The sequence below is a fragment of the Corynebacterium doosanense CAU 212 = DSM 45436 genome (assembly GCF_000767055.1).
GTDB classification, from domain to species: Bacteria; Actinomycetota; Actinomycetes; order Mycobacteriales; family Mycobacteriaceae; genus Corynebacterium; species Corynebacterium doosanense.
Window position 1 is genome coordinate 1,961,622 of sequence record NZ_CP006764.1, and the last position, 25,550, is coordinate 1,987,171.

Here is a 25,550-nt window from a genome sequence, read left to right on the forward strand (position 1 = left end):
GGTTACAGCTCCAGAGCCGAGCGGATCTCCACGCCGGTGATCTGCTCGGTGTAGCCGTGCCACTCATCCCACTTGGAGCGCAGGAAGAACTCGAAGACATGCTCGCCCAGGACCTCGGCCATGAACTCGCTCTTCTCCATCTCCCGCAGCGCCTGGTCCAGGCTCATGGGCAGGTCACGGTAACCCATCGCGCGACGCTCCCGGCGGGTGAGGCTGGTGACGTCGTCCTCCGCCGGATCCCCGAGTTCATAGCCCTCCGCGATGCCCTTGAGGCCGGCGGCGAGCACACCCGCGAACGCCAGGTAGGGGTTGGCGGCGGAGTCCAGGCTGCGCACCTCCACGCGGCGGGAGACCTCCTTGTCCAGGCGGTACATGGGCACCCTGACCAGCGCGGAGCGGTTGGAGGCACCCCAGGTGGCGGCGGTGGGTGCCTCGTTGCCGAACTGCAGGCGTTTGTAGGAGTTGACCCACTGGTTGGTCACCGCGCTGATCTCCGGGGCGTGGGTGAGCACGCCGGCGATGAACTGCCGGGCCGTGTCGGAGAGGGAGAACTCGTCGTCCGGGTCGTGGAAGGCGTTGTTGTCGCCCTCGAAGAGCGAGAAGTGGGTGTGCATCGCGCTTCCCGGGTGGGCCTGGAAGGGCTTGGGCAAGAACGTCGCCCGCACGCCGTCGCGCATGGCCACGGCCTTGATGAGGTACCTGAACGTCATCACATGGTCCGCCATCGCCAGCACGTCGGCGTGGCGCAGGTCGATCTCCTGCTGGCCCGGCGCGGCCTCGTGGTGGGAGAACTCGGTGGCGATGCCCACGTCCTCGAGCGCGCGCATGGCGCGGCGGCGGAACTTCGGCACCGGGGTGTGGGCGGCCTGGTCGAAGTAGCCGCCGAACTCGGTGGGTGCCATCTCCAGGGGGAAACCCTGCTCCTTGAGCAGGTAGAACTCGATCTCCGGGCTGGCCTGGCAGGTGAAGCCCACGTCGGCGGCCTTCTTCGCCTGTCGACGCAGAATCTGCCGCGGATCCGCCTGCGAGGGGTTGCCGTCCGGCATGACGATGTCGCAGAACATCCGGGCCGTGCGCAGATCCGGGTCCTCCTCATCGAAGGGCAGCAGCTGGAAGGTCGAGGGGTCCGGCAGCAGCAGCGTGTCCGACTCGGAGATGCGGCTGAAACCCTCGATGGATGAGCCGTCGAATCCCGCGCCCTCCTCGAAGGCACCTTCCAGCTCGCTCGGGGACATCATCACGGACTTCAGCTGCCCGGCGATGTCGGTGAACCACAGCCGGATGAAACGGATATCTCGCTCATCGACAGCGCCGAGGACGTGCTCCTGTTGGGTGTTCATGGTTGTCACCTTACGGGTTCGCGGGCGGGTCCCTCCGGCTGTCTTTCGAATAACTTCGGTCGGACACTTCGTGCCCACCAAGTGTCCGACCGAAGCTATTCGAGAGATGGCGCAGGGACGCTGCGCACACGCACCGGCCAGGTCCGGGACGTAGAATCCGAGGTGAGACGAAGACCCGAGCATCTACCTGGAGGCAATCGCCATGGTCACCACCTTCCTGGAAGTTGAAGTCAAGTTCGCCGTGGACGAAGAAACCTCCGTCCCGGACCTCACCACACTGCCCGGCGTGACCCGCGTCGACGAGGCACAGGTGCACAACCTGTCCGCCATCTACTACGACACGTCCGACCTGCGCCTGACCCGCGCCAAGGTGACGCTGCGTAGGCGCACCGGCGGCAAGGACGACGGCTGGCACCTCAAGCTCCCCGGCGAGCAGGGCCGCATCGAGCTCGCCGCGGAACTCACCGAGCCCGTGGACGGCCAGTACCGCGTCCCCGACGACCTGCTCACGCTGATCAGGTCCATCGTCCGTAACCGCGAACTCGTGCCCATCGGGCAGGTGGACAACACCCGCACGGAGACGCTGCTGCGCGGCGAGGACGGCCCCGTAGCCGAGTTCTGCGACGACCGCGTCACCGCATGGTCGCTGCTTCCGGGCGGATCGAGCACCAGCTGGCGCGAGTGGGAGCTGGAGCTCGCTGGTGAACTGCCGGGCACGGAGGAGGGTCAGGACCTCATCAACTCCGCCACCACGGTGCTCATCGGCGCGGGGGCGCGGAAGTCGAAGAGCCCCTCCAAGCTCGTCGCCGCCCTGGGCGACTCCGTGAACTCGGCGCCGCTGCCCGACTATCTCACCGGGCACAGCGAGGATGACGCCGCGGCCGGCGTGGTCCGCGCGCTGTCGGCCAACCGCGACAAACTCGTCGCCCTGGATCCGCGGGTGCGCCGCGACGAGTGGGACTCCGTGCACCAAATGCGCGTGGCCACCCGCGAGCTGCGCAGCCACCTGCAGACCTTCGACGGGGTGCTCGCCGGCGAGCGGGTCGAGTGGCTGCTCGCCGAGCTCAAGGAGCTCGCCGGCGTGCTGGGCCTGGCGCGCGACGCCGAGGTCGTGGAGGAGCGTTTCGTCTGGCTGCTGGACAATGAGGACTCCGGCACCGTCACCGACGAGGACCGTGGGCGCATTCTCGCGGCCATCCGCAAGGAGTACGAGCGGGCGCACCGCCGCGTCGTGGCCACGCTGGATTCCGAGCGCTACCTCCAGCTGCTCGAGGACATCGATGCGCTGCTGGCTGAACCGCCCGTCGTCACGCGCGAGGACAGCAGCGTCGAGGATGTCATGGCGGAGCACCTGGACGCGGCCTTCAAGAAGCTGCTCAAGCGGCACAAGCGGGCCGTGGGCAACTGGGACAACGAGGATCTCACGCTGCACGAGCGCGAGGAGTACTTCCACGACATGCGCAAGGCGGCGAAGAAACTGCGCTACGCGGCCGAGGCCGTGGGTTCGGCCACCGGCATGAAGACCGGGAAGATCTACAAGGCCTGCAAGCAGATGCAGTCGGTACTCGGCGACTTCCAGGACTCCGTGACCAGCCGCGACAAGCTGCTGGCGATGTCGCAGGCGGACCGCAGGAAGGGCAACGACACCTTCGCCTACGGCCTGCTCTACCAGCGCGAACGCTACATCGGCCTGGAGTCGCTCGAGGAGTACTCGGACGCGTACGCCAAAATCGAGTCGGCGTACCGAAAGCTGCGCAAGTAGCTAGTTTCGCTGGTCTCCGGTGCCCCAGTTGTCGTCGGCCTCATCCTCGGCGTCGGCCTGCTTGTTGCGGGCCTGGGCGATCTTGAGGGCGTCGCGGGCGGCGGACTCCGAGTCGTAGGGGCCCATGCGGTTGGACCAGGAGCCTTCCTTGCCCTGGGCCACGTCGCCGGTCGAGGGATCGAAGTACCACTGTTCGTCAGCCATTGTCAGTCACCTTTGTGCGTCGGGGATTGGTCAGCCCAGAATACGGCAGATCGGCCGGGCGGTAATGTGGGGCTTTCATTACCGCCACCTGAAGGAGATCCACCCACCATGCCGCACTGGCCGACCTCCGACATTCCCGCCGCTGACCGGGCCCGCGAGCAGTTCACCCTCGACCACGGCGCCGTCGCCGAGCACGTCGCGGTCGCTCCCTCGACGTACCCGGTCATCGGTGAGCACGTCGACCACTACCGCGGCACGGTGATCATGGGCGTGGGTTCGGCGCAGGTGGCGGTGGCCGTGCGCCGCACTGACGACGACGCCGTCACCGTGAAGATCCACCGGGCAGACGGCTCGCAGGTCAGTGACTCCATCTCCTCGGGCGAGATCACCCGCCGCGCCGCCGAGCAGTTCCCCGGCATCGACGAAGCCGGCAGGCCGACCAATCCCCCGGTCCCCGAGGGTGGGCCCGCGGCGCAGCTCGGGGGGATCGTGCACGCAATGGTCGGGCGTCAGCTCCTGCCGCGGGATACCGCGGGCATGGACGTCACGGTGATCTCCGAGGTTCCGCCCGGGCCGGCCCTGGGAGAGGCCGAGGCGATCGACGCCGCGTTCGCGCTCGCGCTGCAGGCCGACGCCGAGGACCTCTCCGACGCGCCGCTGCGTGCCCGCCTGGCCGAGCTGTGCGCGCAGTCCGCGGAGCAGTTCTCCGCCCGCCCTCTGAGCCAGGCGCGGTTCACCACCGCGCTGCGCTCCGCGCCGGACTCGCTGTCCGTGATCGACTACGCGGACGGCTCCCTCACCCAGGCCCCGCACCCGGCCGCTTCACCCGTCCGTGTCTTCGCGCTCCTGGCGCCCGCCGGCGACGGTGATGACGGGGAGCGCGGTCGCCGGGAGTTCCTCGACGACGCCTGCCGCGCGTTCGGCACGGAATCGCTCCGTCTACTTCCCGACGCCCGCGTGCGCGTGCTCGACTGGCTGCGCGCGGTGCACAAGGTCCACCCGGACGTCGCCGCCCCGGAGACCGGGGAGGCCGACACGTGGCTCAGCTACTTCGACAACGAGACCACCCGGGCACAGCAGGTGGCCGTGGCCCTGCGCTCCCGGCGCGTCGGCGACGTGTGGGCCTTCCTCGCCGACTCTCAGCGCGAGACCGCCCGCGTCACCGGCCTGGACGGCTCACTCGCTCAGCTGGCACTGTCCCGGGGCGCGCACTCGGCACGCTCGGCGGGACCGGGTTCCGCGCTCTGCTTCGTTCCGGCACCCACGGCCGACAACTTCGCGGCTGACCTGGCCGCAGATGGGCTCACCGTCCTGGAGCTGCCCCGCGGCGAGGCGGCCCAGCTGAGTTAGTCCGCCGGCCAGGCGAAGTCGACCGTCCGGGTCTCTGGATCCGCGGTGGTCAGGGTCACCTTGACGCCGGTGCCCACCTCGGGGGTTCCCCGGGTGGTGCTCAGCACGGGCGGATCGGTGAGCAGGATGCGGGCGGAGTCGGCATTGGTCTGCAGCACCACCGCGTCGAAGTTCTCCCCCACCCAGGGTTGCAGGACCGTGGCCTCGGTGAGGTCCATGGCGGCGCGGTCGACCTTGCTGGCCAGGGCGCCGGTGCGCTCCATGGACTCGAGCACCGCCGCGTGGCGTTCGGTCACCCAGGAGGGGGTCTCGGTGCCCGCGGCGATGGCGAGGCAGTGTTCGGTGGCGAAGCGGTCCACGAGCCGGCGCAGCGGTGCCGTGACGTGGGCGTAGTAGCCGCCGACACCCGCGTGCACCTCGGCGTCGCCTGCCTCCACCGAGCCGTAGCCGGAGCCGCGCAGCAGGGCCTGCGCCTCGCGCATGAGCGCCATGCCGCGCGGGGTGTCGGCGTCGACACCCTGGAGGAAGGCGCCCACGGGTTCGTCACCGATCTCATAACCCAGCGCACGGGCCTCGACCCGGAATTCCGCCACGGAGCGCGGGCTGGCGGGGCGCAGCGTGCGCAGCAGCCCGTGCCCGGCGGCCTGCATCATCTGTCCGGCGACCATGCCGGTGAGCAGGGAGATCTCGGAGTTGTAGTCCATGATCGGCGGGCGCGGCTCGATGATGAGTTCGTAGCGGCCGTCCTCGTCGCGCACGACACGTTGCGACGGCATGCGCAGGTTGATCGCCTCGCGGCGCAGCGAGGAGCGCTCCCGCAGCCTGCCCACCTCGGGCAGGTACTCGATGGACGGGTGAACGTCGCCGGCCCGCAGTTCAAGATCGACGCCTTCGTAGTCGAGCCGCTCCCGCGAGCGCACCAGCGCGCGCTCGACGTGCGAGCGGGTGACCTCCCCGGCCTCGTCGAGGTCGAAGGTCCACAGGACCGCGGGGCGGTCGACGCGCGGCAGCAGCGAGGCACTGCCCTCGGACAGCGGCCTGGGGTGCAGGCGGGCGGGCTCATCGGGCAGGTAGATGGTCTGCCCGCGGCGCAGGGACTCCTCCTCCAACGCGCTGCCGGGTTCGATGAACGCTGCCACGTCGGCGATGGCGTAATGCACGCGGAAGCCGTCCGGGGTGCGCTCGATGTGCACGGCCTGGTCGAGGTCCTTCGAGCCGGGCGGGTCGATGGTGACAAATTCGATGTCCCGGGCGTCGCGCCGCTGGTCCGCGAAGCGGTCCGTGGCGTGTGCGGCGGCGTCGACAAGTTCCGGGGAGAAGTCCGTGGGTACCTGGAATTCCTCGGCGATGGCCCGGTAGTTCAGCTGTGCCGCAAAGAGTTTCATGGCTCCCCATCTTGGCACTGTCCGCGCGCCTGCGGGGAAGCGACCCTGTGGAAAGGGCGAATGAGTGGGCCTGTAAGCCGGATTCTGTGCCCTCGCGGGGAGGGCGGTGAACATCCATCTGGACGCACCATTGCTGGGCGCCTCAAGCAGCTACCTTCGGACTCGGGCGGGCAGCCCTCGAACGCCCGATCTGGCGCGCACTGTGTGCGAGCCGTTTTGCCTTGCTCCCGGTGGGGTTTACCTGGCCGGCGCAGTCACCTGACGCCGCCGGTGCGCTCTTACCGCACCCTTTCACCCTTACCTCCCCCGGCCCGAAAGCTGAAGGAGGCGGTCTACTCTCTGTTGCACTTGCCCTCGGGTCGCCCCGGGTTGCCGTTAGCAACCACCGTGCCCTGCGGAGTCCGGACTTTCCTCGACTCCCGCCTGCCCCTGTTGCAGGGGCGGTTCGGAAAACGCCGCGATCACCCGGCCCACTCATTCGCGGGGGATACGTTACACCTAGAGGAATGAAGTGTCGTTGACCCGGCGCACCTGGACGGGCACGATGGCCTCTTCACCCAGGTAGTCCACCACGGACACCGAGGCGAGGTCGAGAAACAGCCGCGGGAACATGCCCTCGCCCGCGCCGAGCGCGGAGGCGAGGATGGCCTTGATGGGGTTGACGTGGCTGACCAGCGCCACGGTCTTTCCGTGGTGCTTATCGACGATCTCCCCCACCGTCCGTTCCACCCTGGCGTAGACGTCGGCCAGTGATTCTCCCCCGGGGGGAGCCAGCGTCGGGTCTCCCAGCCAGGCGCGGTGTCCCTCGGGGTCACGCTCCTGGGCCTCGGCGAAGGTCATGCCCTCGTACTCGCCGAAGTCACACTCGATGAGCCCGTTCTCCACCTCCACTGTCGCGCCGGCGGCGGCGGCGAGGGCCTCGGCCGTGGCCACGCAGCGGCGCAGCGGGGAGGTGAGAATGAGGTCGATCTGCTCGCGCCGGCTGACCGCCGCGGCCGCCGCCTCGACCTGTCGGCGGCCCAGATCCGTGAGTTCGGCGTCGCGCAGCCCGGCGTACTGCTGGGCGGCGGACATGTCGGTCTGGCCGTGGCGCACAAGCACCACGCGCGTGGGCGTGGAGGTTCCCCCGCACCACTCCGCGGCCTTCGGAACTGCGGCGACCGGCTTCTCCCCGATGATGCCCTCCGGCGCGCCCTTCGCGGAGGCGTCCATGGCCACGTTGGACAGGGCATCGGCCTGTTTGTTCTGCGCGCGCGGTATCCACGTGTAGTTGACCGCCTTGAGCTTCGCGGCCAGGTCACGCGCCTCGAGGGCGAGCTTCTGCATGTCGGGGTGTTTGATCTTCCACCGGCCGGACATCTGCTCGACGACGAGCTTGGAGTCCATGAACACGTAGGCCTCGTCGGCGCCGAGATCGACCGCGGCGCGCAGGCCCTCGATCAGCCCGCGGTACTCCGCGACGTTGTTGGAGGTCGGCTCGGAGAAGGCGTAGGCGATTTCTGCGAGGACCTGCTTGGAGGAGGCGTCGATAAGCACCGATCCGGAACCGGCGACCCCGGGGTTTCCGCGGGAGCCGCCGTCGGTGTAGACGAAGACCTTCATGAACGCACCAGGAACGACTCACAGTTCGGGCAGGTGGGGAGCTCATTCTCCGGGGCGAGGTTGATGCGGGAGCGGTCAGCGGAGGGCAGCTGGATGAAGCAGCCGCCGCAGACCCGGCCGTTGAAGGCGGCCACGCCCACGTCGTTCTCGTCCTGGCGGTCCTCGTAGGCGGCGATGACGTCAGCCGGCAGCTGCGAGCGCAGCTCGTCGGCCTTCTCCCGGGGGTTGATGTTCGCCGCGGCCTCGTTGGCGGCCTCCGCGGCACGCGCGGCGACCTCCACCTTGCGTTCGAGGTCAGAGACGTGCGCGCCGTGGACGTCACGGTTGTTGCGCAGCGCGTGGATCTCGTTGTGCGCTTCCTTGAGCTCGTAGTGGATGTCCGTCAACCGCGACTTGGTGGCGTAGCGGTCGTGCTCGAGATCCTTGCGGCGGTCGGGATCGGTCTCGGCGGTGAGCTGGGCCTTGTCGTCGCGCTCGCGGCGCTGGAGTTTGCGCTCGTCCTCCTGGATGCGCAGGATCTCCGTCTCCATGTCGTCGACGGCCAGCTGCGCGGACCCGGCGGCCTCGCGCATGCGCGCCAGCTCACCCTGCAGGCGCTCGTATTCCTTCTGCTCGGGCGTGGTGGAGTCGGCGCCCGCGTTCAGCACCCGCTCGGTGGTGGCGAGTTCGAGGAGGACGTGCTGGAGGGAACGGTCGAGTTTCATGCCTCTAGTTCTACCTTTCCGGGTGGGCGGACACAGTCCACGGGTCGGTGCGGATGTCGATGATGTGTGTGTCGACGCCCGTTTCCCGCGCCACGATATCGCAGGCCTGGGACGTCCACGGGAATTCGCTGGCCCAGTGGGCGGTGTCGATCACCGCGGGCCCTCCGGCGCGCAGGTGCTCATCGACGGGGTGATGGCGCAGGTCGGACGTGACGTAGACGTCCACCCCGAGCTTCTGCACGTCGGCGAGGAAGCTGTCGCCTGAGCCGGAGGACACGGCCACCTTCTTCACCATTTGCTCGGGGTCACCGGCCGCACGCACGCCCCAGGCGGTCTCGGGAAGGGCGTCGGCGACCTGCTGAGTGAACTCCCGCAGGGTCATCGCCTCGGGCAGCTCGCCGATCCGGCCCAGGCCCGGCGCGGTGTCCAGGGGCTGGTCCGGGGCCATCTCGGTGATGTCGAAGGCGGGCTCCTCGTAGGCGTGCACCTGGCGCAACCGTTCGGTGAGGGTCCGACGCAGCGAGCGCGGGGCCACAAACTCGACGCGGATCTCCTCCGCGCGGTGGAGTGTGCCCACCTCCCCCTCGGTGGGGTCCGCGCCCTCGCCGGGGAGGAACTGGCCCGTGCCGGTGAGGTCGAAGGAGCAGGCGGAGTAGTCGCCGATGGCCCCGGCACCGGCGTCGAAAAGCGCCTCCTTGACTTTGTCCGCGTCGGCGGGAGGGACGTGCACACCCCACTTGTCCTTCGCGTCCAGCAGGATCGGCTTGATGGGCCGGCCAGGCGTGATCCCCACCAGCTCCGCCAGTCTGTCGGAGACCCCCGGGCGCGCCGAGTCGGCGTTGGTGTGGGCGGCGAAGAGCGCGCAACCCCCGCGCACCAGCGTGTGGATGACCTTGCCCTTGGGCGTCGAGGCCGCCACCGAGGTGACCCCACGCATGAGCAGCGGGTGGTGCACCACCAGCAGCTGGGCGCCCGCGGCCACCGCGGCCTCGGCCACCGCCTGCGTGCAGTCCAGTGCGAAGGCCACGGTGGTGACCTTGTCCGCCAGATCGCCGCAGATCAGGCCCACCGCGTCCCAGTCCTCCGCGAGCTCGGGCGGGTAGGCGTTGTCCAGGACTCTGACGATGTCGGAAACGTGAAGGCTCATGCCGCCCGAGTCTACTTCTGGCACCCTGGGAGCAATGAGTGACTTTCTTTCCGGCGCCCCGGTTCCCGCCGGCCGGCGCATCATCCTTCTCGACGTCGACGGCACCCTCATCGACTCCTTCCCCGGCATCCGTGCCGGCTTTTTCCACGGCCTCGACGAGGTGGGTCACCCGCACCCCGCGGAGGAGTTCACCGCGAAGATCGCCGGGCCGCCGATGGAGCAGACCTACGCCTCGCTGGGGCTCAGCCCCGAGGAAACCAGCCGGGCCTTCGACGCCTACATGGCCTTCACCCGCGAGGGTGGCTGGTCCCGGGCGGAGGCGTTTGCGGGCGTCGATAAGCTTCTTCCGTGGCTGAAGGACGAGGGTTTCTACATCGCCACGGCCACGAGTAAGGGCGAGAATTTCGCCCGCGCGATCCTCACCGAGCTGGGACTGCTGCCGCACATCGACTTCCTCGGTGCGGCCCAGGAGCGCGGCGAGCGCCGGGAGAAGGACAAGGTGATCGCCTACGTGCTGGACAGCCTGGAGCTGCACGACCGCACCGGCGACCTCCTCATGGCGGGCGACCGCCTGCACGACATCGAGGGCGCGAAGGCCCACGGCATCGACACCGTGGCCGTGACCTGGGGCTACGGCGCGCCGGAGGAATGGGACCTGGCCCGCTACGTGGCCAAATCCACTGACGAACTGAAGGAGATCATCCATGACTGGGCAAACTGACCCGACCATCGACGTCGTATGCACCGGTAACATCTGCCGCTCCCCCATGGGCGCGGTCATCCTGCGCCGCAAGCTTGACGACGCCGGGCTCGAACACGTCACCGTCACCTCCAGCGGCATCGCCGACTACCACGTGGGCAACCGCGCGGACGAGCGCGCGCTGCTCGAACTCACCGACGCGGGCTACGACGGCTCCGCCCACCGCGCCCGCCAGGTCGACCAGGACACTCTGGATGCCGACCTCATCATCGCCATGGCCACCCGCCACCGCGACGAGCTTCTCGAACTCGGCGCGGACGCCGACAAGATCCGCCTCCTGCGCGACTTCGACCCCGCTTCCGGCGAGGACGAATCCGTCGCCGACCCCTACTACGGCGGACCGGCGGAGTTCACCCGTACGCGCGAGCAGATCGAGGCCGCGGCCGACGGCATCGTCGACTGGGCCAGGCAGCGGCTGGGACACTAACCGAAAGTTGGATAGACTCGCCCCTGTGAGTAGCACCCCTCGTCAGCGATCCGCCGGCCCGCCCCTGTGGCGCAAGTTCCTCTCCCCGGGCTGGGTCCTGGCCTGCGTCTTCATCATCATCTTCTCGTACTTCGCCTTCACGCTGCTCGCCCCGTGGCAGCTCAACAAGGACGAAGCGATCGTCGAGCGCAACCACCAGATCGAGGCGGCCTACGAGGCCGATCCCGTCCCGGTCCAGGGCCTGCTTGACGACGCCACCTTCACCGAAGACGAGCAGTGGACCCGCGTCGTGCTCGAGGGAGAGTTCCTCACCGACGACGAGGTGCTCCTGCGCCTGCGCCCGGTGGAGAACACCAACACCTACCAGGTGCTCACCCCGTTCCGCCTCGACTCCGGCGACGTCGTGCTGGTCAACCGCGGCTACGTCCCCACCGGCGGCAGCAACACCGTCCCGGAGATCCCGGCTGCGCCCCAGGGACGCGTATCGACGGTCGGCATGGCGCAATTGCCGGAGGGCCGCGGAGACCGCGCGCCGCTCAACGAGCAGGGATACACCCACGTGTACACCATGAACCCGGAGCTCATCGGCGAGCTCACCGGGGAGCAGCTCGTCGACGGCTACGTCCAGCTCAATTCCGACCAGCCCGGGGTGATCAACGCCATTCCCATTCCCATGCTGGAGCGCGGCTCCCACCTGAGCTACGGCTTCCAGTGGCTGACTTTCGGCGTCATGGCCCCGCTCGGGTTCCTCTACTTCATCGTCTCCGAGGTGCGCGAACGCAGGCGGGTGCGCGAGGAGGACCGGGAAATGGACGAGGAGATGACCAGCGCGCCCGAGGAGGAGGATCTCTCCACCCACCCGGACGCGAAGGTCGTGCAGCGCTCACGCACGGTGCGTGACCGGTACGGCGACGCCAACACCGATCACTACTCCAAGTACGCCAAGCGCCTGCGGGAGCGTTAGTCCCGGCCCTCGAGCAGCTCCGCGGTTTCCTTGGCGCCCACGGCGGCGCCGCTGGTCTGCGGAACATCGTCGGCCGGCTCGGCCGTCTCGATGAGCGCGGGCTCGGCCACGGGCGGATGCGCCGGGGTGAGGTAGGACTCGGCGTCGGTAGCCGCGGTCACCGTGAGGAAGTGCAGGTGCGCCTCGTAGCGATCGATAACGTCGTCGATGATCTGCTGCCGGTTCAGGCCGACCAGGTCATAACCCTCCGAGCCCGTCTGGCTGAACACCTCGAGCCGGTAGTAGGCGTCATCGGTCTGGACACGGCGCCCGCCGTAGGACGGGATCGGGGTGCTCACGGGCGCGACCATGTACTGGAACCGGCGCTGCCCCTCGATGTCGACGATCAGCGCGTGGGTCGGCAGTCCGGTGGCGTCGTCGACGCCGTCGATAAGCGCCGTCTGGTAACCCAAGCGCTCGAACTCGCGGTGAACGTCGGCCAGCGCGGGCTGGATCGTGGAACCGATGAAGTCCGCGACCGTGTCCTTCGACGGGTAGGAACGCATCCGGGCGAGGCGCTGACGCCACGTCTTGTCGGGGGCGTTGCCGCCGTCGAAAGCGCTGGAGTGGTGGCGCAGGCGTCGGCCGTCCATCTCCGCACGCTCCATGCGCAGAACCTTGAGGAAGGAGGCCATGATCAGGTAGGCGATGACCGTCACCGGTAGCGCGAAGATGAGGGTGGCGTACTCCATGGTGGTCACACCACCGGCGTAGAGCATGGCCACGGTGAGCAGTGCGGTGAGCAGCGCCCAGAAGACTCGCAGCCACTTCGCCCCGTCCTGGCTCGGATCGGGGATGGTGGAGGAGAAGTTCGACATGACCATCGCGCCGGAGTTGGCGCTGGTGAGGTAGAACAGCAGGCCGGAGAGCGTGGCCAGGCCGACGAGGAACGTCGCGCCCGGGAACATCTCCAGCAGCGAGTACCAGCCCTGCTCCGGGGAATCCATGGCCAGCTGCGCGAACTCCTCGTTGCCGTTCAGCACCTCCCACATCGCTGAGTTGCCGAAGGTGGTGACGATGAGGAAGTCACACAGCACCGGCACGGTGATGGCAGCGATGACAAACTCGCGCAGGGTGCGCCCGCGTGAGATACGCGCCAGGAACAGGCCCACGAACGGGCCCCAGGCCAGCCAGAACGCCCAGAAGAACAGGGTCCAGCCCGCCATCCAGTCGGAGCCGCCGGGTTCGTAGGCCATCGTCTGCAGGGCACGCCCCGGCAGAGTGTTGATGAACCGGCCGATGTTCTCCACCATGGCGTTGAGCAGGAAACCCGTCTTACCCGTGACGATGATGTAGAGGATCATCGCCGCAGCGCTCCAGAGGTTCAGCTCGGAGATCAGGCGCACGCCCTTGTCCACGCCGGAGTAGCAGGCGGCGATGGTGATGAGCACGGCCACCGCGACGAGGGCGATCTGCAGGCCCAGGCCGTCGGGAAGCCCGAAGAGGTGGGAGAATCCGACCGACAGCAGCACGACGCCGATACCCATGGAGGTGGCGACGCCCATGACGGTGCCGACCAGGGTGACGATGTCGATCGCGTCGCCCGCCCGGCCCTTCACGCGCTTGCCCAGGAGCGGGTAGAGCGCGGCACGGATGGACAGCGGCATGCCCCAGCGGAACGCGAAGTAACCCATGGCCATGCCCAGCAGCGAGTACATGGCCCATCCGCCGATCCCGTAGTGGAACATCGTCCACACCACGGCGTCACGGGCGGCCTCGGCCGAGCGGGGATCCGCGTCCGGGGGCGTGATGAACTGGGTGATCGGCCCGGTGACCGAGTAGAAGAGCATGTCGATGCCCACGCCGGCGGCGAACAGCATGGAGACCCAGGTGAACATCCGGTACTGCGGTCGGGAGTGGTCCGGGCCGAGACGGATCGTACCCATGCGGGAGATCGCCACGCCGACGACAAAGGTGATGACGATGGCGACGGTGAGCACGTAGTACCAGCCCAGGCTGGAACCGATCCACCCGACCACCGTGCCCATGGTGTCGAAGGCGTGGTCCGGCCACGCCATCGCCCACACGGAGAACGCGACGATCACCGCGGCGCTGATGATCAACACAGCCCAGTTGACCTGGGGTTTGTCGAAGGTCAGTGCGCCCCGGGAGAGTTCATCCCCCGACGCCGGGGCCCGGTTGACCCTCCTGCTCTCCTCGCGGGCGGAGCGCTCCCGCCCGCCGAGTTCCTCGCGGTTGACCGGTGAAGACTGCTGGCCGTCTGGGCTGCTGTTCACACACGTTCCTTTCTGTAGTTCTCAGACATCGCACGTATCCGAGGCAGTGATAAACGCCCCGGCCCGCCTTGCGGGGCCGAGGCGTCGCGCCTCCCGTAACTCCGCGCACTCAGGCGGTCCGGGGCGCCACTTCATCTCGTGGTCTGCGCTTGCCCGATCTGGGCGCAGCGACTCCATCACAATAGTAGTATTTAACTGTCCTGGCAATTGGAGAAAGCTGGGAGGCAGTCAGGCCATCTCCGCGACGTTCGGCCACACCAGGCAGTGGACGAACGGAAAGACACCCGCCGACTGCTCGGTGGGTGCCTTGGGGTTGGTGCGCCCCGACGGGTTCGAACCGCCGACCTACTGGGTGTAAACCAGTTGCTCTTCCAGCTGAGCTAGGGGCGCGGGGGGGCATCCGGACTGGCCGAAATACCTGGGCAACGTTAGCACGCGCCCGCGGCCGGCTGAAAAGCCGTCCGGCTAGCGTTTGGTGCCGCTGGGGACCAGGCAGGCGCCCTGGAAATCGCGGATCCGATCGGACTTGGTCTGCACCAGGCCCGCCAGCTGGGCGGACTCGTTCACCTCGCCCGGCGCGATGGCACCGTCGTTTCCGGCCGCCGGGCTAAGGAGCCAGATGCGGCCCTCCGGGGACAGGTTGCGACCAGCGTCGACAAGCCCGTCGACGAGATCGCCGTCCGCGGCGCGCCACCAGAGGAGGACAACATCACACAGCTCGTCGGTCTGGTCGTCCAGAAGTTCTTCGCCGACCACGTCTTCGACGGCCTCCGAGATGGAGGCGTCGCAATCGTCGTCCCATCCGAGCTCCTGAACGATCATCCCGGATTCAATGCCGAGACGGTGTACGAGATCCTGGGCCGTGTCATCATTAACGGCGCCGGGGGCGTCAACCACTGTGTTTGTCCTCCTAGTTTGTCCCCGATGAGCGGGGGTGAAGTCTGCGGGCACCCGCCTCAGAAGCGGGTCCAGCGTCAGTTTAGTCGCTCACCGGTCATTTTTTGACACCAATCGGGGGAAGGGCCGGCTGGGCCGACCAGCCCACGCACAGTATTACCAAAACTAGTATCGTTGTCCTTAATGATGTGCCCACGGCGTTCACCTGCAAGGAATCACGCCAGACACGTCGCCACCACGAACCTGGTTGCCCCTCAGGAGGTCACACATGACTGAATCCCCAGACACCCACTATCCGCTCATCCGCGACGGTGTTGCCTCATACCTGCACGACAACGATCCGGAAGAGACCCGCGAGTGGATGGACTCCCTCGACGGCCTGCTGGAATCCTCCAGCCCGGAGCGCGCTCGCTATCTCATGCTGCGCCTGCTGGAGCGTGCCACCGCCAAGCGTGTCCCGCTGCCGTCGCTGACCTCCACGGACTTCGTCAACACCATCCCCACGACGATGGAGCCGGAGTTCCCGGGCGACGAGGACATTGAGAAGCGTTTCCGCCGGTGGATCCGCTGGAACGCGGCCATCATGGTGCACCGCGCACAGCGACCGGGCATTGAGATCGGTGGCCACATCTCCACCTACGCCTCGGCCGCCCCGCTCTACGAGGTGGGCATGAACCACTTCTTCCGCGGCAAGGACCACCCGGGCGGTGGCGACCAGATCTTCTTCCAGGGCCACGCCTCCCCGGGCATGTACGCCCGCGCCTTCCTCGAGGGTCGCCTGTCCGAGGATGACCTCGACGGCTTCCGCCAGGAGGTCTCCCGTGGCCCGGGCAACGGCATGCCGTCTTACCCGCACCCGCGTGGCATGAAGGACTTCTGGGAGTTCCCCACCGTGTCCATGGGCATCGGCCCGATGAACGCGATCTACCAGGCACGCTTCAACAAGTACCTGCACGACCGTGGCATCAAGGACACCTCCGAGCAGCACGTCTGGGCGTTCCTCGGCGACGGCGAGATGGATGAGGCGGAGTCCCGCGGCTTCCTGCAGATGGGCCCGCTGTACAACCTTGACAACCTCACCTTCGTGGTCAACTGCAACCTGCAGCGTCTCGACGGCCCGGTCCGCGGCAACACGCAGATCATCCAGGAGCTGGAGTCCCACTTCAAGGGCGCCGGCTGGAATGTCATCAAGGTCGTCTGGGGCCGCGAGTGGGACGCGCTGCTGGAGAAGGACGAGGACGGCGCGCTCGTCGAGATCATGAACAACACGCCGGACGGCGACTACCAGACGCTCAAGGCCAACGACGGCGCCTGGGTCCGTGAGCATTTCTTCAACCGCGACCCGCGCACGAAGAAGCTCGTCGAGGACATGACCGACGACGAGATCTGGGGCCTGCGCCGCGGCGGACACGACTACCGCAAGGTCTACGCCGCGTACAAGCGAGCCATGGAGACGAAGAACGGTCGCCCGACCGTCATTCTCGCGCACACCATCAAGGGTTACGGCCTGGGCCACAACTTCGAGGGCCGCAACGCGACCCACCAGATGAAGAAGCTCACGCTGGACGATCTCAAGGATTTCCGCACCAAACAGAACATCCCCTTCACCGACGAGCAGCTGGAGAAGGATCCCTACCTGCCGCCGTACTACCACCCGGGTGAGGACTCCGACGAGATCAAGTACGCGCTGGAGCGCCGCAAGGAGCTCGGCGGATTCCTGCCGGAGCGCCGCGAGAACTACACGCCGCTGGTCGTCCCGGACATCGACAAGCTCAAGTCCGTTCGCAAGGGTTCAGCCAAGCAGCACGTGGCCACCACCATGGCGCTCGTGCGCACCTTCAAGGAGCTCATGCGCGACAAGGAGCTGGGCAAGCGTGTCGTGCCCATCATCCCGGACGAGGCCCGCACCTTCGGCATGGACTCGTGGTTCCCGACCCTGAAGATCTACAACCCGGACGGGCAGAACTACGTCCCGGTCGACCACGACCTCATGCTCTCCTACCGCGAGGCCACCGACGGGCAGATCCTGCACGAGGGCATCAACGAGGCCGGCGCAACGGGTTCCTTCACCGCGGCCGGCACGTCCTACGCCACCCAGGGCGAGGTCATGGTCCCGCTGTACATCTTCTACTCGATGTTCGGCTTCCAGCGCACCGGCGACGTCATCTGGGCGGCCGCCGACCAGATGGCCCGAGGTTTCCTCATCGGTGCCACCGCCGGGCGCACCACCCTCGCGGGTGAGGGCCTCCAGCACATGGACGGTCACTCGCTCATTCTCGCGTCGACCAACCCGGGCGTGGTCTCCTACGATCCGGCGTTCTCCTACGAGGTCGCGCACCTCATCCGCGAGGGCATCGACCGCATGTACGGCGCGGGCCGCGGCGAGGACGTCATCTACTACCTCACCGTGTACAACCAGCCGACCCCGCAGCCGGCGGAGCCCGCGGATCTCGACGTCGAGGGCCTGCACAAGGGCATCTACCTCTACTCCCGTGGAGAGGAGGGAGGCGAGAACGAGGTCTCCCTGCTCGCCTCCGGCATCGGCATGCAGGCGGCGCTCGGCGCGCAGAAGCTGCTTGCCGAGGACTTCGACGTCAAGGCGCACGTCTACTCGGTGACCTCCTGGACGGAGCTCGCGCGCGACGGCCAGCACATCGCGGCCGAGCGCATCCACAACCCGGCCGGCGAGCACCCGGAGCCGTTCGCGACGACCCAGCTCAAGCAGACCCCGGGCCCCTACGTGGCCACCTCGGACTTCGCCTCCGATCTGCACGAGTCGATCCGCGCGGTCGTCCCGGGCCAGTACATCACCCTGGGTGCGGACGGTTTCGGTTTCGCCGACACCCGTCCCTCCGCCCGCAGTTTCTTCAACATCGACGCCGAGTCGATGGCGGTGGCCGCGCTCATCGGTCTGGCCAACGAGGGCAAGATCGACATCTCGGTCGCCCAGGAAGCCGCGGACAAGTACAACGTGGCGGATCCGACGAAGGCTTAGTTCGCTTCTCGACGCCACCCCCTCGCCCCGCTTGACAGCAGGGGCGAGGGGGTTTTCTCTGCGCTAGTCTCGGTAGCCATGACCGACTTCAGCTATCCCGTCATCGCCTACAACACCTCGGCCGAGAGGGCCTTCGCCGCGATCACGCAGCGCAGCGACATGGACGTCTACCTCGGTGGCACGGGCCCGCAGTCGACCTGGTCGCCCGGCGACAAGGTCCTGTGGAAGTCCATGCCCGGCGACGAATTCGACGATCTGGACCAGGAGGTGCTGGCAGTCTCCGCCCCCTCGACCCTCGAGTTCACCTGGCACACGATGGGCACAGTCTTCGACGACGCCACCCCGGAGGAGGACGAGGAGCGGACGGTCGTGCGTTACGACATCGAGGAGCTGGACATGCCCGGCGCGGTGAAGATCACGCTGACCCATTCGGGTTTCCAGTCCGAGCAGTCCCGGATGTACCAGGGGATCTCGCAGGGCTGGGTGATGATCCTGTGCTCGCTGAAGACGTTCCTGGAGTCGGAAATGGCCCGGTCCAGCGACGATTCCCGTTGAGTGATTAACCTCACAAACCCGCCCGGGCCCGGCAAACCCCCTGCTAGAGGTTCACACTATGGAACCCTAACTTAGTCACGCCTTACCTTATTTATGCAGGTTAGAGCCCTTTTTCGGTTGCCGGGCCGGAGGTCCTGGGTCATAATTGCAGACATGAGCAACTACACCGTTCCCGGACTGACCGAAGAAAACGCCAAGACCCTCATCACCGAGCTCCAGGCCCGGCTGGGAGACTACAACGACCTCCACCTCATCCTCAAGCACGCCCACTGGAACGTCGTGGGCCCGAACTTCATCGCCGTCCACGAGATGATCGACCCCCAGGTCGAGCTCGTCCGCGCCTACGCCGACACCGTCGCCGAGCGCATCGCCACCCTGGGCGGCGAGCCCGACGGCACCCCCCGCGGCCTGTCCACCGACCGCTCCCCCCTCGCCTACGACGTGCAGAAGGGCTCCACCAAGGAGCACCTCGAGGCCCTGGACAAGACCTACGTCGAGGTCATCGAGAACGTCCGCGGTTCCCTGAAGACCTCCGGCGAGATCGACGCCGTCACCGAGGACATCTTCATCGGCCAGGCGGCCGAGCTGGAGAAGTTCCAGTGGTTCGTCCGCGCCCACCTCGACAACGCCTAAGCGTCACCCGCCTCACCGGCCCGCTCCCCCGTTTTCCGGGAGGGCGGGCCGTCGGCCTGTCCAGCCGGTACCCTGGCCGGCATGAGCGACGGACCGATCTTCAACGCCGACCGCAAACACGCCATGCGCCACGTTGACCAGGCGTTGACGGACGGTCGCATCGACATCGAGGACTACGACGAACTCACCCGCGCGATCGCCGACGCGGACAGCAGGAGCACGCTCGACGCCATCATCGAGCGGTCACAGACGCTGTCCACCACCGGGGTGTCCGCGGCGGTCCCGGCCACGACCACCGCGGAGCATCCGTCCGTCTGGTTCAGCAACATCCGCCGCGAGGGCCGCTGGACCGTCACCGACGGTTCGACCTTCACGGCATACGGCGGGGAGGTCCTCCTCGATCTGCGCGAGGCGACCGCGACCGCCCCCTCCCTGACGCTCACTGCCAACGCGTACGGGGGCAACGTCTGCATCATCGTCTCCCCCGGGGTCGAGGTGGTCAGCCAGATCAACACGGTCATGGGTGAGACGAAGGACAAGTCCGCCCCCGCGCTCCCCGGCGCCGCGCGGGTGACACTCACCGGTACCTGTGTCCTGGGCACCGTGAAGATCATCTCCCTCGAGCAGGGCCAGCGCGTGCCCTTCGGCTTCCTCAGCCTCTAACCCAGGGTCTTCAGCAACCGGTCCAGCGCGGAGTTGATGATGCCCGGCACCTCCAGCGGCAGCATGTGCCCGGCATTCTGCGCCACCTGGAACTTCGCGTCGGGCCACAGCTCCAGCAGCTTCTCCGACTGCGCGGAGGGAATGACGTAGTCCTTCTCCCCCACGATGACGAACCCGGGGACGCCCGCGAGCCGGGAGGCCGCGCCGACCTCCTCGTGATACTGCAGGTCATCGAGGAACCCGATGAGGGTCTCGGTGGGGGTCTCCGCGATGAGGGCCGCGTGGAAGTCGATGAGATCCTTGTCGGTCTCCCGCATGAAAAACGCCATGGAGAGAATCGGGGCGAGTAGGCCGTTGACACTCTGGCGCAGGGGCCGCGCCCGGTCGGGGTGGCGGGAGAACAACGTGGCCATGCCGGTGACAAACCTGGTGTCCAGGATTGTCGCCAGGCCCGCCCCGGCCATGGGCTCCACGGTGGTGGAGACCTCGACGAGCCCGGCGAGGCGGTCGATGACGTCCTCGCGCATCCGGCGCACCACCGCGAGTGAGACCGGTCCGCCCAGCGAATGCCCGAGCAGGACCAACCGCCCGGTCATGGCCCGTTCATCGATGACCGCGAGCACGTCGTCGGCCGCGGAATCGATGGTGCAGGCCTCGATGGGCACGTGCTCGCTGCGTCCGTGACCCCGCAGGTCCACCAGCAGCAGGCGCACGTCCGGCCACTCGGCCATCATGTATTCCACCTGCAGGTAGAAGGACTCGGATGCCAGGGTGAAGCCGTGGACAAACACGACGGTGGTCTCGGCGTCGACGGGGCCGTACTCGTACCAGGCGATGACGCTGCCACGCGACGTCGAGAAGCCTTTTCGGGCCTGCGCCAGGTGACGGGTGCGGCTGCGCGACAGGTGATTCTTCCGCCCGAGGGCGAGCGCGCGCTGCGCGTAGTTGCCGATCTCGCCGGGGGCCTCGCGAATTCTCTGTAGCGGCAGGTGCGGTCTCATACGGGGCTACCCTACAGCGCTAGGCTGGGCGACTATGCAGTTGTCTAATTCGCTCTCCGACCAGCTCGCGGCCCGGCTCGCCCAGACCGAGGAGCCCGTCACCGATGCGTCGACCCTCGCGCGCATCGCGGCTCTGATCGAGAAGATCTCGGGCACGGACGCCCAGACCGTCGAAGCGCACCACACCCCCGAGGATCTCGGGCTGGGGTCACTCGACCGCATCGAACTGATGGTGCGCGTCGAGGACACCTTCGGTGTGCGTATCGACGAACACGTGGCCGCCGACCTGGCCACCGTCGGAAAGCTCAGCGAGTACATCGATCAGCAGGTCACTGACGCCGAATAGTCGCCTGGAAGCCGTGGTCGTCGGCGAGCGACTGCAGTGTGTGATCGAGTTTCTCGAGCTCCGCGACGGTTCCGGTGAGGACCTGGCGGCACCGCACTGCGTAGAAGAGTTCCTCGGTGCGGTCGCGCTCCCAGCGGGTGAACCAGTCGGCGGCGACGAGGTCCGTGCCCGGCGGGACCTGGGCAGGCTCGCTGCGCAGGCAGGATTCCATGGCTCGCTCGACGTGCGAGCGCAGTTCCCGGGGCATGCCGGAGACACTCAGCACGGCGGTGCGGGTGGCCGGAGGGGTGTGTCGAGCCCGCCAGGTTCGGGCGGGCGCGTGTGAGAGAGTGGTGGTCACGGCGTGGTTCCTTTCGGAAGGAGGCGGGCACCGTGAGACGGTGTCCGCCCAAGACGAGGGTCGTCTTCCCCAACGGCCTCGATCTTGCCTACGCGGGACATCGGTGAACGAGTCCCTTGCGACGCACCCGATTCTGGTCCCCCTCCAGTCACACCAGCAACCCTAAAGGTGCACTTAAAGCCCCCATTTGGTGAAGCTGAAGTCGAGCTTGAAGGAACGCGGGTGGGGCGGGGGCAGCCAGCTCACAACGAGATGACAGCTTTCCCCCACATCACACACATTCGTGTGTCAACATACGCGGGTGAAGAAAACACTCATCGCGCTCGTCGCCGTCAGCTGCGTCAGCCTCTCCTCCACTGCCACTGCCACCGCCGTCGCCGAGCCCGCGCCCCAGATCGGGTTCAGCTCCGTCGCTTCCGAAACCGGACAGGCAGAAGTGTCCGACACCGTCCCCAAGCTGGCCGAACCCACCGGGCAAGACACATCCGGCGAGAGTGACGAGGACGGATCCTCCGACGCCTCGATCATCACTGCGGTCGCCGTGATCGGCACCCTGGCGCTGGTCGCCGCGGCCGTCGGAGGTGCGGCATGGGCCATCTACGAGCGCATCATCCCCAACCCGCTGCCGGGTATCATCCCCACCAAGTGGGTCCCCGAGCCCTTCCAGCCCGCCCCTGCCCCTGCTCCGGCTCCCGCTCCGGCACCGGCGCCCGCACCCGCCCCCGCTCCGGCACCCGCGCCCGCTCCCGCACCCGTGCAGGCCCGCACCAACGCCCCCTACTACGCCAACTGCACCGACGTGTGGAACCGCCTCGGACGCAGCATCTACCGGGACGACGCAGGCTACCGCGATGCCCTCGACCGCGACGGCGACGGCGTCGGCTGCGAGAGCCGCCCCCGCTAGTCCCCTCACCGACCCCGCCCACCCGGCGGGGTCTTTTCCTGTCGCGGGCAGAAACCCGGCAAGCTCCGCCACCCGTGGTCTACTCTCACCGGTATGAAACTCCGCCTGCGGTCCGCGCTGACCGCGACGTGCGCGGCCCTCGCCTGCGCAACCATGTCTGTGCCGGTGGCTTCGGCCCAGCTGTCGTCCCAGTCGTCCCTGCCCTCGCTGTCCTCCAGCCAGGCCACTGAGTCCGGCGAGGCGGCGACCACCGGCACCTTGGGCAACGCGGATATCCGCACGCTGCCCAGCGGTCGCACATTCCTCGTGGTCAAGCCCCAGAACTACGACCCCGCGCAGACGTACCCCGTCATCCTCGCTTTCGGCGGATGGAACGTCACCCCCGAGCGCATGATGCGCGACACCAGGATCGACGGCGCAGCACCGGACGCGGTGGTCATCTACCCCGCGGGCATCGACAACGCCTGGGCTGGCGCCCCCTACGCCGCCACCTCGATCAACCAGGATGTGGCGTTCATCCGCACAATTATCGACGACGCTGCCAGCCACTACTCCGGCAACGCGGACGAGGTCTACGCGGTCGGCCACTCCAACGGTGGCGGCATGGCGGCCGCCCTCGCCTGCCACGCACCGGAGCTCGTCGACGGCATCGCCACCGTGTCGGGCGCGTTCTATGACCCGACCGTCCAGGGCTGTAAGTCGGCTGCGGTCCCGGCCCTGCTCATTCACGACACCGCCGACGGCGTCATCTCCTATGAGGGCGGGGTGCGCCACGACGCGCCGTACCAGGGTGTGGAGAAGGTCTTCGCCTCCTTCGGTACCCGGAACACCTGCGACATGTCCACGCTGACGGAGCGGGTAGAGGGCCCGGCCACCGTCGTGACCCCCGCGGGGTGCCTGGCCCCGACCCAGCTGCTGCGGATCAGCGGCTACGGCCACGGCTGGCCGGCAGTCCCGCCGGCAAGCGCCACCGTCGCCACGTTCTTTAACTCTCTGTAGCTCCCCGGCCCTTGCGCTCGAGACGGTCGAGCAGCTCGTCCATGAGATCGTCGTCGGCGAGCACCTTGTTGAGGATCTCGTCCGTCGTTCGGCCGTCGCCGGTGGTCTCGGCGGCGTCGGCGTCGTAGTAGTCGTAGGAACCGCCGCCGAGGTCCATGCCGAAGCCCGACGACTCCTCCTCCTGCACCTGCTCAAACTCGGAGGTCAGCGCGTCCATCATCTCCTCCGGTGACTGATCGTCGAGCACCGGGTTCTTGCGCTGGCGGCGCTCCAGCGCCTTCTCCATCTGCCGGTGACGCCAGGCGCGAACCCGCCGCGGCTCAATCTCGCGGGCCACCTTGCGTGATTCCCGCTCCGCCTTGGAGACAGCCCGGTTGACCGGCGCCCACTCGGAGTCGGTGTCGATGCGCCAGCCGGCCCAGTAGCCGTAGAGCGTCAGCGCGATGCCCAGCAACGGCCCGAGCACCATGCCGTAGGCGAGCAGATCGAAGGCGTTGCACCCGAGGACAACCAGGGTCACCGCCACGGCGGGGATCACCGTGGGGGTGTTGTTGCCGAACACACCTGGGATGCGGCCGGTGACCACGTCGCGGATCATGCCTCCGCCGACGGCGGTGAACACGCCCATCATCACGCAGGAGAGAAACGGCAGCCCGAAGGACAGGGCCTTCACACATCCCGTCGCGGCCCACAGCCCGGAGACGATAGCGTCCCCGTGCACCTGGACCTGCTCCCAGGCCCGGCCCTTGAAATACACGAACCGCGCGATGAGTGAGCCCATGAAGGCGAGCAGCAGGTATTCCGGGGTGGCCATCGCCGCGACGGTGCCCTGGTTGATGAGCACGTCGCGGATCATGCCTCCGCCGAGGGCGGAGAACAGCGCGATGAAGAGGAATCCGACGATGTCGAATCCCCGCTGGCGGGCGATGGTCCCGCCGATGACCCCCATGAGCAGGACGCCACTGACATCCGATACGCGGTACATCAGGAGAATCTGCGGATCGACACCTTCGACGTTCATGCCCCCGAGTCTAGGAAACCGGGTGTCAGGTCCGGGCGTTGAGTATCTCGACGACCCGCAGCGGCGTCACCGACTTGGGCATACCCGCGTCCTTGCGGGCCTTCTTCATCGCGGACACCTGGTCGGCGTCGGCCGCCAGGGCCTCCCGGAGCTCCCATACCTCATCGGCGCCGGCGACCCCAACGGGGAAGAGTTTCGGGCGTTTCCTGGCAACGAGCTTCGCCGCCGTGGCCGGGCCCACCCCGGGCAGTTCCTGCAGGGCCTCGAAAAGCTCCAGTGCTGCGGTGACCTGCTTCTTCTTGGCCTTGAACAGGTGGGTGTCGTCACCCACCTCGGCCAGGAGCTCGGCGTAGGTGTCCGAGTACAACAGGTCCGCCACCACCTGGCGGGTGAATCCGCGACCGCCGTGCAGGTAGGCGGCCATGAGGTCGTCCGCGGTGAACCGGTCGGTGGACGGATCCTCCACCAGGCGGTCGAAGCGCGCCTCCAGCCGGCCCGTGTAGGCGGTGAGGAGCTCGACAGCTTTCTCGTGGTCGTCGATAAGTTTCATGCCCGCAATCTTAATGGCCCGTCTTCACTGCCTGGGCAATCGGCGCGTCGCCGTCGTGGAAGAAGATGGTCTTGCGCACGGCCTCGGGCTCGTCGAGAGCGGCCGCGATGACCTGGGCGACGTTGCCGCGGGAGGTCTCCGGGACGTCGAGGTCGGCGCTCTCACCGGAGTTGTCCACGGTGATCATGCCGGAGGGCTCGTCGAGGTTGAGGGCCGACGGGCCGACGATGGTGTAGTCGAGGCGGGAGTTCTTCAGGTGCTCGTCCGCCTGGGACTTCGCGTTGTAGTAGGGGTACATGCCCTCGTCCTTACTGACGCCGGGCACACGGCCGTCGACAAGCCGGGAGTTGAAGTAGGAGACCATGACGTAACGGTTGACCTGCGCCTTCTCCGCGGCATCCATGGTGCGGATCGCGGCATCGCGGTCAATGGCCCAGGTAGCGTCGGCGTCGCCGCCGCCCGCACCGGCCGCCCAGATCACGGCGCCGGCGCCGCGGAACAGGTCGACGAGCTCATCCTCGCTAAGGGAGGCGATGTCGGCCACGACGGGCTCGGCACCCGTGTCGCGGATGTCGGCGGCCTGCTCCTCCTTGCGGATGATGGAGCGAACGGTGTGCCCGGCGTCGATAAGCAGCGGAGCGGTACGGAGCGCGACCTTGCCGTGGCCGCCGATGATGATCACTGTGGACATGTTTTCCTCCTCGTAGGTTGTGCCACCCACGGTA

General features: G+C 67.7%; 25 protein-coding genes, 1 tRNA gene and 1 other RNA gene. 12 read left to right on the forward strand and 15 right to left on the reverse strand.

Going from position 1 to position 25,550, the window contains the following annotated elements; translation table 11 throughout:
• Positions 1-2: 2 nt before the first annotated feature.
• Entirely contained in the window at positions 3-1,340 is a 1,338-nt protein-coding gene (locus CDOO_RS09575; RefSeq protein WP_018020797.1) for a glutamine synthetase family protein, read from the reverse strand.
• A gap of 202 nt (positions 1,341-1,542) precedes the next feature.
• On the opposite strand from CDOO_RS09575, the gene CDOO_RS09580 reads away from it, so the two are divergent.
• Positions 1,543-3,102, forward strand: coding sequence for a CYTH and CHAD domain-containing protein (locus tag CDOO_RS09580; protein WP_018020796.1), 1,560 nt, complete (start codon positions 1,543-1,545; stop codon positions 3,100-3,102).
• On the opposite strand, the gene CDOO_RS09585 is transcribed toward CDOO_RS09580, so the two are convergent.
• Positions 3,103-3,306: a hypothetical protein gene (locus CDOO_RS09585; RefSeq protein WP_018020795.1), complete on the reverse strand. Its 204-nt coding sequence runs from the start codon at positions 3,304-3,306 to the stop codon at positions 3,103-3,105.
• 108 nt (positions 3,307-3,414) lie between these two features.
• Here CDOO_RS09585 and CDOO_RS09590 point away from each other — a divergent pair, with 108 nt between their 5' ends.
• Positions 3,415-4,656, forward strand: coding sequence for a hypothetical protein (locus CDOO_RS09590; protein WP_018020794.1), 1,242 nt, complete (start codon positions 3,415-3,417; stop codon positions 4,654-4,656).
• Here the strand turns inward: CDOO_RS09590 and CDOO_RS09595 are convergent.
• From CDOO_RS09595 to CDOO_RS09610, 5 genes are all read right to left on the reverse strand, one after another.
• Positions 4,653-6,041, reverse strand: a complete 1,389-nt coding sequence (locus CDOO_RS09595; protein WP_018020793.1) for an RNB domain-containing ribonuclease — start codon at positions 6,039-6,041, stop codon at positions 4,653-4,655. The genes CDOO_RS09590 and CDOO_RS09595 overlap by 4 nt on opposite strands.
• 57 nt (positions 6,042-6,098) lie before the next feature.
• An RNA gene (gene rnpB / locus CDOO_RS13400) (RNase P RNA component class A) lies at positions 6,099-6,518 on the reverse strand.
• Positions 6,519-6,539: 21 nt separating this feature from the next.
• Positions 6,540-7,643, reverse strand: a complete 1,104-nt coding sequence (locus tag CDOO_RS09600; RefSeq protein WP_018020792.1) for a bifunctional RNase H/acid phosphatase — start codon at positions 7,641-7,643, stop codon at positions 6,540-6,542.
• Positions 7,640-8,347: a zinc ribbon domain-containing protein gene (locus CDOO_RS09605; protein ID WP_018020791.1), complete on the reverse strand. Its 708-nt coding sequence runs from the start codon at positions 8,345-8,347 to the stop codon at positions 7,640-7,642. The genes CDOO_RS09600 and CDOO_RS09605 overlap by 4 nt, the downstream gene beginning before the upstream one ends.
• A 10-nt stretch (positions 8,348-8,357) precedes the next feature.
• Positions 8,358-9,494 (reverse strand): Nif3-like dinuclear metal center hexameric protein, encoded by a 1,137-nt coding sequence (locus tag CDOO_RS09610; protein WP_018020790.1) that lies wholly within the window; start codon positions 9,492-9,494, stop codon positions 8,358-8,360.
• A gap of 34 nt (positions 9,495-9,528) precedes the next feature.
• Between CDOO_RS09610 and CDOO_RS09615 the strand changes: the two genes are divergently transcribed.
• From CDOO_RS09615 to CDOO_RS09625, 3 genes are read left to right on the forward strand one after another with little or no spacing between them, the layout of a single operon-like run.
• Positions 9,529-10,215, forward strand: coding sequence for an HAD hydrolase-like protein (locus CDOO_RS09615; RefSeq protein WP_018020789.1), 687 nt, complete (start codon positions 9,529-9,531; stop codon positions 10,213-10,215).
• A complete protein-coding gene (locus tag CDOO_RS09620; RefSeq protein ID WP_039746311.1) occupies positions 10,199-10,681 on the forward strand; it encodes a low molecular weight protein-tyrosine-phosphatase in 483 nt (160 codons plus the stop codon). Before CDOO_RS09615 ends, CDOO_RS09620 begins: the two co-directional genes overlap by 17 nt.
• 25 nt (positions 10,682-10,706) lie before the next feature.
• Positions 10,707-11,645, forward strand: a complete 939-nt coding sequence (locus tag CDOO_RS09625; RefSeq protein WP_018020787.1) for an SURF1 family cytochrome oxidase biogenesis protein — start codon at positions 10,707-10,709, stop codon at positions 11,643-11,645.
• Here the strand turns inward: CDOO_RS09625 and betT are convergent.
• The 3 genes from betT to CDOO_RS09640 form a co-directional block, all read right to left on the reverse strand.
• The gene (gene betT / locus CDOO_RS09630; RefSeq protein ID WP_018020786.1) at positions 11,642-13,921 is read right to left on the reverse strand and encodes a choline BCCT transporter BetT; all 2,280 of its coding nucleotides are present in this window, start codon (positions 13,919-13,921) and stop codon (positions 11,642-11,644) included. The genes CDOO_RS09625 and betT overlap by 4 nt on opposite strands.
• Positions 13,922-14,235: 314 nt before the next feature.
• A tRNA-Val gene (locus CDOO_RS09635) sits at positions 14,236-14,311 on the reverse strand.
• A 75-nt stretch (positions 14,312-14,386) separates the two neighbouring features.
• Positions 14,387-14,818 (reverse strand): DUF3052 domain-containing protein, encoded by a 432-nt coding sequence (locus CDOO_RS09640; protein WP_018020785.1) that lies wholly within the window; start codon positions 14,816-14,818, stop codon positions 14,387-14,389.
• Positions 14,819-15,086: 268 nt separating this feature from the next.
• On the opposite strand from CDOO_RS09640, the gene aceE reads away from it, so the two are divergent.
• The 4 genes from aceE to CDOO_RS13305 all read left to right on the forward strand — a co-directional run bounded on the left by aceE (position 15,087) and on the right by CDOO_RS13305 (position 19,664).
• Positions 15,087-17,813 carry a pyruvate dehydrogenase (acetyl-transferring), homodimeric type gene (gene aceE, locus CDOO_RS09645; RefSeq protein ID WP_018020784.1) on the forward strand — a complete coding sequence of 909 codons (2,727 nt, stop codon included), beginning with the start codon at positions 15,087-15,089 and terminating at the stop codon, positions 17,811-17,813.
• Between the two features lie 78 nt (positions 17,814-17,891).
• Complete coding sequence (locus tag CDOO_RS09650) at positions 17,892-18,368, forward strand: SRPBCC domain-containing protein (RefSeq protein ID WP_018020783.1); 477 nt, start codon at positions 17,892-17,894, stop codon at positions 18,366-18,368.
• 153 nt (positions 18,369-18,521) lie between these two features.
• Positions 18,522-19,001, forward strand: coding sequence for a DNA starvation/stationary phase protection protein Dps (gene dps, locus CDOO_RS09655; RefSeq protein ID WP_018020782.1), 480 nt, complete (start codon positions 18,522-18,524; stop codon positions 18,999-19,001).
• 81 nt (positions 19,002-19,082) lie between these two features.
• On the forward strand, positions 19,083-19,664 hold the full coding sequence (locus CDOO_RS13305) for a DUF1707 SHOCT-like domain-containing protein (RefSeq protein WP_018020781.1): 582 nt from the start codon (positions 19,083-19,085) through the stop codon (positions 19,662-19,664).
• On the opposite strand, the gene CDOO_RS09665 is transcribed toward CDOO_RS13305, so the two are convergent.
• On the reverse strand, positions 19,661-20,665 hold the full coding sequence (locus tag CDOO_RS09665) for an alpha/beta fold hydrolase (protein ID WP_018020780.1): 1,005 nt from the start codon (positions 20,663-20,665) through the stop codon (positions 19,661-19,663). The genes CDOO_RS13305 and CDOO_RS09665 overlap by 4 nt on opposite strands.
• Positions 20,666-20,699: 34 nt before the next feature.
• Here CDOO_RS09665 and CDOO_RS09670 point away from each other — a divergent pair, with 34 nt between their 5' ends.
• The gene (locus tag CDOO_RS09670) at positions 20,700-21,011 is read left to right on the forward strand and encodes an acyl carrier protein (RefSeq protein WP_018020779.1); all 312 of its coding nucleotides are present in this window, start codon (positions 20,700-20,702) and stop codon (positions 21,009-21,011) included.
• Here CDOO_RS09670 and CDOO_RS09675 read toward each other — a convergent pair.
• On the reverse strand, positions 20,995-21,351 hold the full coding sequence (locus tag CDOO_RS09675; RefSeq protein WP_018020778.1) for a hypothetical protein: 357 nt from the start codon (positions 21,349-21,351) through the stop codon (positions 20,995-20,997). The genes CDOO_RS09670 and CDOO_RS09675 overlap by 17 nt on opposite strands.
• A 301-nt stretch (positions 21,352-21,652) precedes the next feature.
• Between CDOO_RS09675 and CDOO_RS09680 the strand changes: the two genes are divergently transcribed.
• Positions 21,653-22,255, forward strand: a complete 603-nt coding sequence (locus CDOO_RS09680; RefSeq protein WP_018020777.1) for an excalibur calcium-binding domain-containing protein — start codon at positions 21,653-21,655, stop codon at positions 22,253-22,255.
• A gap of 93 nt (positions 22,256-22,348) precedes the next feature.
• On the forward strand, positions 22,349-23,254 hold the full coding sequence (locus tag CDOO_RS09685) for a CE1 family esterase (RefSeq protein WP_018020776.1): 906 nt from the start codon (positions 22,349-22,351) through the stop codon (positions 23,252-23,254).
• Here the strand turns inward: CDOO_RS09685 and CDOO_RS09690 are convergent.
• Genes CDOO_RS09690 through CDOO_RS09700 form a run of 3 tightly spaced genes read right to left on the reverse strand, consistent with a single transcriptional unit; the run spans position 23,241 to position 25,516 of the window.
• A complete protein-coding gene (locus tag CDOO_RS09690; RefSeq protein ID WP_018020775.1) occupies positions 23,241-24,275 on the reverse strand; it encodes a trimeric intracellular cation channel family protein in 1,035 nt (344 codons plus the stop codon). The two genes, CDOO_RS09685 and CDOO_RS09690, sit on opposite strands and share 14 nt — an antisense overlap.
• A gap of 25 nt (positions 24,276-24,300) precedes the next feature.
• Positions 24,301-24,825: a DUF6308 family protein gene (locus tag CDOO_RS13310; RefSeq protein ID WP_018020774.1), complete on the reverse strand. Its 525-nt coding sequence runs from the start codon at positions 24,823-24,825 to the stop codon at positions 24,301-24,303.
• Between the two features lie 10 nt (positions 24,826-24,835).
• Positions 24,836-25,516 (reverse strand): NAD(P)H-binding protein, encoded by a 681-nt coding sequence (locus tag CDOO_RS09700; RefSeq protein WP_018020773.1) that lies wholly within the window; start codon positions 25,514-25,516, stop codon positions 24,836-24,838.
• Positions 25,517-25,550: the final 34 nt, after the last annotated feature.